The following is an 11,654-nucleotide window of genomic DNA, read 5'->3' as shown; positions in this document are numbered from 1 at the left end:
GTCAAAATAATATTCCCATTTGCTTGAGCTAAATCACTCGAATAGTCAGACAGGTTTAGGCTGAGATGATAAAATTCAGTTTCGGCAGAATAAGAGAAAATAGTAACAATTATCGGAGATAAATAACTTAGGGTTTAAAAACACCTTAAGATGTTTTTATTACAGAGTCGCTACATTTTCGGGGTGAATTTGTAGCTTAGGGTTTAACTGATAAACTTGTGCAAATCTTATGATTAAAATTAAAAAAGGACTCGACCTCCCAATTGCAGGAGCGCCTGCCCAAGTGATAGAAGACGGACCCGCGATTCGACACGTAGCATTGCTAGGTGAAGAATATGTCGGTATGCGTCCTTCTATGATGGTTTCGGAAGGTGAGCATGTAAAAAAAGGGCAAATTCTTTTTGAAGATAAAAAGAATGCCGGTGTTGTTTTCACCAGCCCAGCTTGTGGTAAAGTCGTTGCAATTAACCGCGGTGAACGCCGTGTGTTCCAATCTATCGTTATCGACATTGATGGCGACGAAGAAATCACTTTTAACCGTTATGATAGCTCAATGCTTTCAGGCCTGACCCGCGAGCAAGTTGAAACTAACCTTGTTAATTCGGGGATGTGGACTGCATTAAGGACTCGTCCTTATAGCCGTACCCCGCATTTAGGCACAACACCTGTCGCTATTTTTGTCTCTGCAATGGATACAAACCCACTTGCAGCGGATCCTATGGTTATTATTGAGCAAAATGAGAAGGCATTTAATGATGGCCTTGTTGTTTTAACTCGTTTAACCGAAGGTAAAGTTTATGTTTGTCATGGTGAAAAATCACCGACAAAATTAAATGATGGACAAATTAGCTATAACCAATTTTCAGGCCCACATCCAGCTGGGTTAGTCGGTACGCATATCCATTTCTTAGAACCCGTAAGTGCTAAGAAAACGGTTTGGCATTTAAATTACCAAGATGTCATTGCTATTGGTTATTTGTTTACAACAGGTTCTTTATATACCGAACGTGTTGTTGCATTAGCTGGCCCTCAAGTAAAAGCACCTCGTTTAGTGCGTACTCGTTTAGGGGCTGATCTCTATGAGTTAACTAAAGATCAATTAGTGGATGGTGAAAACCGCATTATTTCTGGCTCTGTATTATGGGGATGGAAATCTGATGAGGTGCATCACTATTTAGGTCGTTTCCATAACCAAGTTTCTGTATTACGTGAAGGTCGTGATAAAGAGTTATTTGGTTGGGGTATGCCGGGTAGCGATAAATTTTCTATCACTCGTACAACTATCGGTCACTTCTTAAAAAATAAACGCTTTGCCTTTACAACCACAATGAATGGCGGTGAACGTTCAATGGTACCTATTGGTAACTATGAACGTGTGATGCCGTTAGACATTATGGCAACGCATTTATTACGTGATTTAGTTGTCGGTGATACGGATAGTTCTCAAGCATTAGGTTGTTTGGAATTGGATGAAGAAGATTTGGGATTATGTACTTATGTTTGCCCAAGCAAATATGAGTATGGCCCAGCACTGCGCCAAGTATTGACCAAAATTGAGCAGGAAGGGTAACTCATGGGTTTGAAAAATTTATTTGAAAAAGTAGAGCACCATTTTGAGCCCGGTGGCAAATTAGCAAAATGGTACGTGCTTTATGAAGCAGTTACCACGGTATTTTATACGCCAGGTACTGTTACGCGTAATGGTGGGCATGTTCGTGACACCATTGACCTAAAACGCATGATGATCTTAGTTTGGTTAGCCGTTTTCCCAGCAATGTTTTGGGGAATGTATAACGTTGGTCATCAAGCAATCCCTGCCCTTAATCAGTTATATAGTGGTGCTGAGTTACAGCAAATTATTGCTTCAGATTGGCACTATCGCCTTGCTGAATTTCTCGGTGCATCATTAACAACAGATGCTGGATGGGCAAGTAAGATGCTACTTGGTGCAACTTACTTTTTACCTATTTATTTTGTTGTTTTTGCAGTTGGTGGATTTTGGGAAGTTCTTTTTGCCTTTATTCGTGGCCATGAAATTAACGAAGGTTTCTTTGTTACATCCATTTTATTTGCCTTGATCGTACCGCCAACATTACCACTTTGGCAGGCTGCATTAGGTATTACATTTGGTGTTGTTATCGCGAAAGAAATCTTTGGTGGTACAGGGCGCAACTTCTTAAACCCAGCATTAGCAGGTCGTGCATTCCTATTCTTTGCTTATCCAGCTCAAATTTCAGGTGATCTGGTGTGGACTGCGGCTGATGGTTTCTCTGGTGCGACACCATTATCACAATGGTCTGTATCGGGTGAAAGTGCGTTATTAAATACCGCTACTCAACAACCGATCTCTTGGATGGATGCATTCCTTGGATATATTCCTGGGTCGATAGGTGAAGTTTCAACACTGATGATTTTAATCGGCGGTGCTGTCATTCTTTTTGCTCGTATTGCTTCTTGGCGTATTGTTGCTGGGGTAATGGTGGGCATGATTGCAATGTCATACCTGTTTAATTTTATCGGTTCAGATACCAATCCTCTCTTCTCAATGCCTTGGCACTGGCACTTAGTATTAGGTGGTTTTGCTTTTGGTATGATGTTTATGGCAACAGATCCAGTATCCGCATCGTTTACCGATAAAGGTAAATGGGCTTACGGTATTTTGATTGGCGTAATGGCTGTGCTTATTCGTGTCGTCAATCCTGCTTACCCAGAAGGTATGATGCTGGCAATCTTATTCGCAAATTTATTTGCACCACTGTTCGATTACGTGGTTGTTCAGGCGAATATTAAGCGGAGAAAAGCTCGTGGCTAAAGAGAAAAACAAAGATAGCGTCGCAAGAACGTTCCTCGTTGTATTTATTCTATGTCTTGTGTGTTCTGTGGTCGTCGCAGGAGCCGCTGTTGGACTGAAATCTAAACAAGAAGAACAAAAACTTCTTGATAAACAACGAAATATTCTTGATGTTGCGGGTCTGCTCGTACCTAAAATGAGTGCGACAGATGTACTGAAAGTGTATGACACTCGTATTAAAGCAAAAATTGTGAATTTCCAGACAGGTGAACTGACTGACAGTAAAGGCAATTTTGATTTAAATGCTGAATTACGTAGTGATGAAACATCTATTGCATTATCACCCGCTGAAGATATTGCTAAAATTCGTCGCCGTGCTAATACCGCTGAAGTTTACTTCGTTCTCGATGAGCAAGGTAAAACAACAGAAGTCGTGCTACCTGTATATGGTTCAGGTTTATGGTCTGTCATGTACGCTTTCGTCGCTGTAGATATTGACGGGGTAACAGCGAAAGGAATTACTTATTATTCACATGGCGAAACACCGGGCTTAGGGGGTGAAGTTGATAACCCACAATGGAAAGCACAATGGAAAGGTAAGCGTTTACTGACGGAAGAAGGTATTCCTGCAATTAAAATTGTGCGTAGTGGTGCATCTGACAGTCCTTATGGTATTGATGGGCTTTCTGGAGCAACATTGACCTCAAATGGTATCCAGCATATGTTCGATTTTTGGTTAGGCGAAAAAGGTTTCGGCCCATTCCTGAAAAAAGTTCGTGAAGGAGAGATCAATGGCTGATACAAAAGAAATTAAACGCGTTTTACTTGGGCCATTGTTAGATAATAACCCGATTGCCTTACAGGTATTAGGTGTGTGTTCTGCATTGGCGGTAACAACAAAACTCGAAACCGCATTAGTGATGACAATTGCGGTAACTCTGGTTACTGCATTCTCAAACTTCTTTATTTCATTAATTCGTAATTACATACCAAGTAGCGTTCGTATTATTGTTCAAATGGCGATTATTGCTTCATTAGTTATCGTTGTTGACCAAATACTGCAAGCTTATGCGTATGAAATTTCTAAGCAACTTTCTGTTTTCGTTGGTCTTATCATTACTAACTGTATTGTCATGGGGCGTGCTGAAGCTTATGCGATGAAATCACCGCCTATTGAGAGTTTTATGGATGGTATTGGTAACGGTTTAGGATACGGCGTTATCTTGATCCTTGTTGGTTTTTTACGTGAACTTTTTGGTTCTGGTAAATTATTCGGCATTACCGTGATGGAGTCTGTCCAAAATGGTGGCTGGTATCAGCCAAACGGTTTATTCCTGTTAGCACCAAGTGCATTCTTTATTATTGGCTTGCTAATTTGGGGATTACGTACATTAAAACCTGCACAGGTTGAAGAGGACTAATCGCCATGGAACATTATATAAGCCTGTTTGTTCGTGCTGTTTTTATTGAGAATATGGCGCTCGCATTTTTCTTAGGGATGTGTACATTCCTCGCTGTCTCTAAAAATGTAAAAACAGCTTTTGGATTAGGTATCGCTGTTACCGTTGTTCTCGGTCTTTCTGTACCGTTGAATAACTTGGTTTACAACTATGTGTTACGTGATAATGCCTTGATGGAAGGTGTTGATTTAAGTTTCTTAAATTTTATTACTTTCATTGGTGTGATAGCGGCACTGGTACAAATCCTAGAAATGATTTTAGATCGTTATTTCCCTGCGCTGTATAACGCTCTAGGGATCTTCTTGCCACTTATTACCGTTAACTGCGCTATTTTCGGTGGTGTGTCATTTATGGCACAACGTGACTATAACTTTAGTGAATCTATTGTTTATGGTTTCGGATCTGGAATTGGTTGGATGTTAGCCATCGTATTACTGGCTTCTATCCGTGAGAAAATGAAGTACGCGGATGTACCGGCAGGTATGAAAGGGTTAGGCGTTACTTTTGTCACCACAGGGTTGATGGCATTAGGTTTCATGTCCTTCTCTGGTGTTCAGCTATAAAGGGTGAGAAGAACTCATGGATATAATTATTCTAGGTGTCGTGATGTTTACCCTGATTGTATTGGTATTAACAGCGTTGATTTTGTTTGCAAAATCAAAACTGGTCAATACAGGGGATATTTCAGTTGAGGTCAATGGAGACCCAGAAAAAAAGTTTTAATGCACCAGCAGGAGATAAATTACTTAACGTATTATCAAACGAAGGTATTTTTATTTCATCAGCTTGTGGTGGCGGTGGCTCTTGTGGTCAGTGTCGCGTTAAAGTGTTGGAAGGTGGTGGCGATATTTTACCGACAGAACTTTCACATATTAACAAACGTGAAGCTAAAGAAGGTTGTCGTTTAGCGTGTCAGGTAAACGTAAAAAACAATCTGAAATTAGAATTACCAGAAGAAATTTTTGGTGTTAAAAAGTGGGAATGTGAAGTTATCTCAAATGATAATAAAGCCACTTTTATTAAAGAATTAGTGTTAAAAATTCCTGAAGGTGAAGTTGTACCTTTCCGCGCAGGTGGATTTATTCAAATCGAATGTCCTCCTCATACAGTACGTTATGAAGATTTTGATGTACCAGAAGAGTATCGTGAAGATTGGGATAAATTTAATTTATTCCGTTATGTTTCTGACGTTAAAGAAACCACAGTACGCGCTTATTCAATGGCGAACTATCCTGAAGAACATGGCATCATCATGTTAAACGTGCGTATTGCAACACCGCCACCACGCAATCCTGATGTGCCACCAGGAATTATGTCATCGTATATTTGGTCATTAAAACCAGGTGATAAGGTGACAATTTCAGGGCCATTTGGTGAATTCTTTGCTAAGGAAACCGATGCTGAGATGATCTTTATTGGTGGTGGTGCAGGTATGGCGCCAATGCGTTCACATATTTTCGACCAATTAAAGCGTTTACATACTAAACGTAAAATCAGCTTCTGGTATGGTGCGCGTTCTGTTCGTGAAATGTTTTACACTGAAGATTTCGATATGCTTGCAAAAGAAAACGAAAACTTCACATGGAATGTCGCGCTTTCAGATGCATTGCCTGAAGATAATTGGACTGGCTATACCGGATTTATTCACAATGTGTTGTTTGAAAATTACCTTAAAAATCATCCAGCACCAGAAGATTGTGAATTCTACATGTGTGGGCCACCAGTGATGAATGCCGCAGTGATTAAAATGCTCAAAGATTTAGGCGTTGAAGATGAAAACATTATGCTGGATGACTTTGGTGGTTGATCCTAACTTCCGATAAAGCATAAATGAATAAAATGACAAGCGCCCACTTATGTGGGCGCTCATGATCAGAAGAGAGAGTTATGTTAAAAAGAAAGATGGTAAATTGGATAGTGATGCTGTCTGCATTAGTTCTATTATCTGCATGCGGTGAAAAACAGCAGGTATTAGAAGGTGAAACCATGGGAACTTATTACTCGATAAAATATGTTCCAGACAGTAATTCACCTCCCCAAAACGTCTTACAAACAGAGATTGATCGTATTCTTGAAGAAGTGAACGATCAAATGTCAACATATCGTCCTCATTCTGAACTCAGTCGTTTTAATCAAAGCCGTGAAATTAATACCCCATTTCCTGTTTCACCCGCGACAGCCAAAGTCGTAAGTGAAGCTATTCGTATTAATAAAATAACCAATGGTGCTTTAGATGTGACCGTGGGGCCTTTAGTAAATTTATGGGGATTTGGTCCAGAAGGTCGATTTACGCACCAACCTTCTGAAGATGAATTAGAAAAACGTAAAGAGTGGATTGGAATTGATTACCTTGCGGTTGAAGGTAATACATTAATTAAAAAGATCCCTGAACTTTATGTCGATCTCTCTTCGATTGCTAAAGGCTATGGTGTTGATGCGGTGGCTGAATATTTAATTTCACAGAATATCACTAACTATATGGTTGATATTGGTGGTGAAGTAAGAACTCAAGGCGTGAATGGTAATGACAAGCTTTGGCGTATAGCGATTGAAAAACCGGCAAATGACGGCACAAAACAGAGTGTTCAGTTAATTATTGAGCCGGGTGACAACTCAATAGCCACTTCGGGTGATTATCGTAACTATTTTGAAGAAAATGGCGTCCGTTTTTCTCATACTATTGACCCAACCACAGGTCATCCTATTAAACATAATCTTGTTTCTATCACTGTGATTGTGCCAACTTGTATGAGTGCTGATGGTCTTTCAACAGGATTGAATGTTTTAGGGCCTGAAAAAGGGTTAGCTGTAGCAAACGAGCTAAATATTCCTGTCTTTATGATAGTGAAAACTGAAAATGGGTTTGAAGAGCGTTATAGTAAAGCATTCGCCCCATTCTTGAAAAAGTAGAATTTAAGGAGGGAAGGTTATGTTAAAAATATTTCTATTTGCCTTCATCTTATTCTTGATTGCCTTCTTTGGTATGGCATTAGGCTATATTGTCAAACGTAAAAGCCTTCAAGGTAGCTGTGGCGGTTTAGGTGCTATGGGCATAGAAAAAGAGTGCGATTGTCCAGAACCTTGTGATGCACGCAAAAAACGTATGGCAAAAGATGCAGCAAGAGAAGAATTGCTTAATAAAAATAGAATTCTTTAAATAAGATATAAAATAAAAAAAGAGTGGTGTATATGTTTACATCACTCTTTTTTATTTCTTTTAAAAACAAAGCTAAAAACGAGGGGTTATTCTTTTCTAAATGCTTTCATTTTTGCTGGCGAATCGACCATAACCGCATCAGCACCTAATTCTGTGGCTTGAATGTAATCTTTCTCTGTATTGATCCCAAAAAGGATAATATGAGCATTACCACCAGCACGAAAACAAGACATAGCATCTTTATCCCAACTTAAAACAGAGGCTGAGCGTGCTTCACCTAGTGTGTATTTCTCGACAACTTCTACTTTGCGGTGAAGTTCAAGTCCATACCAACGAGTCATATCTAAATTTTCAGGTAGTAGGCAAACATGGCTCATGGTGATATTGGCTAAAATATCACGAGTAATATCACGACTTTCAAAACGTTGTACATTTGTCGGTAAGGCATCAAGAAATGCGGTATTTGTAGAATAGACGCGAGTTCTATCCAATGCATTATGCTTACGAAGCACGGTGGTTAATGCTTCACTTTGGATTGCAGGATCCGCATCTGGTGATTTTAAATCAAGATAAAATTGTGTTGTGGGAAATTGCGCTAAAATTTCATCCAATGTCGGAATGGTGACACCTTTATTTCGATAAGGAAATTGTTGTGCTTCACCAAATTTATAGCCCGCATCCCATTGTTTCAGTTGCTGTGCAGTAAAGTCAGAAATACTACCTTGCCCATTTGTTAAGCTTTTTAAATCGCTAGGGCGATAAAGAACAGGGATTTTGTCTTTTGATAATTGGATCGTGATCCAAATTGCATCAGCTTGATTAGAGAGGGCTGTTTTTATAGCAATTTCAGTGTTTTCAGGGGCATCAGTTGTGCCACCACGGTGTGCGATAATTTTAGGAGATGCCATAAGAATTACAGAATAAAAAAAGAGAGAAATAGCGATGAATAATTTGATCATGAAAAATTATTTCCTTGTTTTATATATAGTTACAAAACAATATTTAAAATTAATGTAATTAATCAACAAGCCAAAACAATCTATCATCACTTTGTGACGATTCTATAAATAAAGAGACTAATTCAGATTTTTATGAGAAATACACCTCAATGGAGGGAGGTTAGAAGGAATAAAAATTGTAGTTAATATTTATTTACTGTATATTTAAACAGTGATAAAAAAGAGGTGATTGTATGCGTAAAATTATTCATGTTGATATGGATTGTTTTTTATGCTGCGATTGAAATGCGAGATAATCCAGCACTAAAAGAGATCCCTATTGCGGTTGGTGGTAATGCTTCTAGCCGAGGTGTGATCTGCACGGCGAATTATCCTGCTCGTCGTTTTGGTGTCCGTAGTGCGATGTCAACAGCAACCGCGTTGAAGTTATGCCCTCACTTAAAAGTTTTATCTGGCAGAATGGCGCTTTATAAAGAGACATCAGCAAAGATCCGCCAAATTTTTTCTCGTTATACTCACCTTATTGAACCGCTTTCACTCGATGAAGCTTATCTTGATGTATCTAACAGTAAGCATTGTCACGGATCTGCAACGTTGATAGCGCAAGAAATTCGTCAACAAATTTTTGATGAGTTAGATCTTACTGCATCTGCGGGCATAGCACCGATTAAATTTCTCGCAAAAATCGCCTCTGATATTAATAAACCCAACGGGCAATTTGTTATTACACCCGAGCAAGTCGATGATTTTATTTTAAAATTGCCGCTTAATAAAATACCCGGTGTAGGTAAGGTGACATTTGCTCGTTTGCAAGAAATGGGGTTAGAAACTTGTGCTGATATTCGCCGTACTGATGTCATTTCTTTAGTCAAAGTGCTTGGGAAATTCGGTCAAAATTTATGGGAACGCAGCCATGGTATCGATGAGCGTGAAATAAACCCTGATAGGCTGAGAAAATCAGTCGGAGTGGAACGTACTTTTGCCTCAGATATTAATTCTTGGGATGATTGCTTGGCATTACTTGATGGGTTATATAGCGAATTAGAAAGGCGTCTTACAAAAGTGAAACCCGATTTAAGGATAGCAAGACAAGGCGTTAAACTAAAATTTGATGATTTTCAATTAACGACCCAAGAGCATACTCATCCTATTTTGGAAAAAGCCGATTTAATCAATATTGCTTACCAAGCATGGCATGAGCGCCGAAATGGTCGAGGTGTACGATTAATCGGATTTCATGTCACCTTGCAAGATCCACAAATAGAACGACAGCTTCTTTTAGCACTATAACAATTAAAAAAACCATAGCCGCTCAATAGAGAGGCTATGGTTAACACCGTTAATCTATGTAGTGAACCTATATAGTATTACCAGCGATAATTCATTGTTGCGGTCATTGTTCTGCCTATCCCATAAAAACATGCCGTATCACCAGCACAAGATGCCACATAGTGTTTATTCGCAATATTATTCATATTAAGCTGAATTTCTGCTCCCTTCAAAGAGGGGGATAGCTCACCTAATGAATAACCAATCATCGCATCGTAAAGAGTAACCGCGGGTACACTGACCGTATTTTTGGTATCGCCTTGAGATACACCCACATATCTCACACCAACACCAGCTTTAGCCCCATTAAATAGCCCTGATGTTTCATTATATTGACCCCAAAATGATGTCATATGCTTAGGAACTCTAGGGAGTTCTTTTCCTTGTGTTCCCGCAATAATGGTTTTTCTTACTTCTGTATGGGTATAAGCATAACTGCTGATAAAGGAAATATTTTCAGTTAATTGGCTATTAATTTGGGCTTCAATACCACGACTTCTAATTTCACCCACTGGCTCAAAATATGCTTTTTCAGCATTATAGTTGGTGACATTACGTTGTTGTAATTGATAAACAGAGAGTGTTGCTAATGTTTGTTCATTTGGTGTGAGGTATTTAACGCCCACTTCTAATTGACGGCCTTCGCTAGGCTCAAAAGGGGCACTTCCTGGGGCTCGGCGAGTTTGTAAATTAGGTTCAAACGAGGTGCTATAACTAATATAAGGAGAAATACCATTATCAAAAGAATATAAAAGCCCTGCGCGACCGGTTAATTTATGATCATCTTGTTGATCATCGCTTTTAGCTAAGAAATCATGGGTTCGAACTTGAGCCCAATCTTGGCGTAAGCCTGCAAGCAAGATCCAATTTTTCCATTGGATCTGATCTTGTAGATACAACCCAATTTGATCACGTTTTTGTCGCTGATCAGTCGCAGGTTTTTGTAAGCTCATATCAATTGGATAGTGATAGTTAGGATCACGCCAATCAAGATCGTACTCAGGCCCCATTGCACGGAGTAAATTATCTTGATCTTTACTCCACTGATAATCAATACCAGCAATCAAAGTATGATTAAGTTTTGCAGTAGTAAAGTCTGCTTGTAAACGAGTATCAATCCCTAAAGTATCAGTTTCTCTCTGCTCTTGTTGCGCACGGCGTTCAAGGACATAAGGGTTATCTTTTCTTAGAGATCCAAATACAAGGTATTTATATTTTTGATTAATATGACTATATCGAGCATTTTGTACAATTTTTAGTGAATCACTAAATTCGTGTTCAAATTCATAACCTATACCATATTGTTGACGCCATGATTTATGGTAATCAGGATTGTTGACATCAAAATTAAAGGGAATAGTACCAGCAGGCGTGCTTTTAACTGTACCATAGGCGGGTAAGAAGTTACGGTATCCCGCTTCAGGCTCTTGTTGAATAAAGCTTAATAGTGTTAAGCGAGTTTGCTCATTAGGTAAGAAAGTAATCGCAGGAGCAAGTGCAAAACGTTCTTCTTTATAGTTTTTTTATTTGTGTGTGTTGTGTTTTTGCAATGCCGTTTAGACGATAAAGTACACGATTGTCATCACTTAATGCGCCTGAAAAATCAAAAGCGGTTTCTGCTAATTTATCATTGCCAGCTCGTACTTGAATGTGGCGAATAGGGGATGCCGTTGGTCTTTTACTTGTCATTGCAACAAGACCGCCAGGGTTTACTTGGCCATAAAGAACTGACGCAGGCCCTCTAACAACTTCAACGCGTTCTAATAACCATGGATCAATTGCGCCCGTTGATGATGAAGCTCCCATTCCATAGCTTAGACCGTCAAGAAAAACGTGGCGCATAACTGTACCCACGAATAAAAAACTTCATCATTACGATTAGAACTTCCACGATATTCTGTGAAAACTCCAGGTGTATAACGTAACGCCTGAGAAACAGAACTGACATCTTGGGCGTC

The 11,654-nt window shown here is 39.3% G+C and carries 8 protein-coding genes and 3 pseudogenes; 9 read left to right on the top strand and 2 right to left on the bottom strand.

The genetic code is table 11. The features are described 5' to 3' along the window. Positions 1-229: 229 nt before the first annotated feature. From BHE89_RS00450 to nqrM, 8 genes and pseudogenes are all read left to right on the top strand, one after another. On the top strand, positions 230-1,570 hold the full coding sequence (locus BHE89_RS00450) for a Na(+)-translocating NADH-quinone reductase subunit A (protein ID WP_069367074.1): 1,341 nt from the start codon (positions 230-232) through the stop codon (positions 1,568-1,570). Positions 1,571-1,573: 3 nt separating this feature from the next. Then, a complete protein-coding gene (locus BHE89_RS00445; RefSeq protein ID WP_069367075.1) occupies positions 1,574-2,812 on the top strand; it encodes an NADH:ubiquinone reductase (Na(+)-transporting) subunit B in 1,239 nt (412 codons plus the stop codon). Then, on the top strand, positions 2,805-3,590 hold the full coding sequence (locus tag BHE89_RS00440; RefSeq protein WP_069367076.1) for a Na(+)-translocating NADH-quinone reductase subunit C: 786 nt from the start codon (positions 2,805-2,807) through the stop codon (positions 3,588-3,590). Before BHE89_RS00445 ends, BHE89_RS00440 begins: the two co-directional genes overlap by 8 nt. Then, on the top strand, positions 3,583-4,212 hold the full coding sequence (locus tag BHE89_RS00435) for an NADH:ubiquinone reductase (Na(+)-transporting) subunit D (protein ID WP_069367077.1): 630 nt from the start codon (positions 3,583-3,585) through the stop codon (positions 4,210-4,212). Before BHE89_RS00440 ends, BHE89_RS00435 begins: the two co-directional genes overlap by 8 nt. A gap of 5 nt (positions 4,213-4,217) precedes the next feature. After that, positions 4,218-4,814: an NADH:ubiquinone reductase (Na(+)-transporting) subunit E gene (nqrE, locus tag BHE89_RS00430; protein ID WP_006534792.1), complete on the top strand. Its 597-nt coding sequence runs from the start codon at positions 4,218-4,220 to the stop codon at positions 4,812-4,814. 16 nt (positions 4,815-4,830) lie between these two features. Next, a pseudogene (gene nqrF, locus BHE89_RS00425) lies at positions 4,831-6,058 on the top strand (NADH:ubiquinone reductase (Na(+)-transporting) subunit F). An 80-nt stretch (positions 6,059-6,138) separates the two neighbouring features. Continuing rightward, positions 6,139-7,161: an FAD:protein FMN transferase gene (locus BHE89_RS00420; protein WP_069367079.1), complete on the top strand. Its 1,023-nt coding sequence runs from the start codon at positions 6,139-6,141 to the stop codon at positions 7,159-7,161. A gap of 19 nt (positions 7,162-7,180) precedes the next feature. After that, positions 7,181-7,408: a (Na+)-NQR maturation NqrM gene (nqrM, locus tag BHE89_RS00415; RefSeq protein ID WP_023580998.1), complete on the top strand. Its 228-nt coding sequence runs from the start codon at positions 7,181-7,183 to the stop codon at positions 7,406-7,408. An 86-nt stretch (positions 7,409-7,494) separates the two neighbouring features. Here nqrM and BHE89_RS00410 read toward each other — a convergent pair whose 3' ends face one another. Beyond that, positions 7,495-8,367: a glycerophosphodiester phosphodiesterase family protein gene (locus BHE89_RS00410; protein ID WP_069367080.1), complete on the bottom strand. Its 873-nt coding sequence runs from the start codon at positions 8,365-8,367 to the stop codon at positions 7,495-7,497. A 233-nt stretch (positions 8,368-8,600) separates the two neighbouring features. On the opposite strand from BHE89_RS00410, the pseudogene dinB reads away from it, so the two are divergent. Beyond that, a pseudogene (gene dinB, locus BHE89_RS00405) lies at positions 8,601-9,657 on the top strand (DNA polymerase IV). A 77-nt stretch (positions 9,658-9,734) separates the two neighbouring features. Here dinB and BHE89_RS00400 read toward each other — a convergent pair. Beyond that, positions 9,735-11,654 (bottom strand): annotated as a pseudogene (locus BHE89_RS00400) (TonB-dependent siderophore receptor); the annotation flags it as partial.

The organism is Shigella sp. FC1967, from assembly GCF_001743005.1.
Lineage (GTDB): Bacteria > Pseudomonadota > Gammaproteobacteria > Enterobacterales > Enterobacteriaceae > Proteus.
The sequence above is the reverse complement of the archived record's forward strand: the minus strand, read 5'-3'. Positions and strand labels throughout refer to the sequence as shown.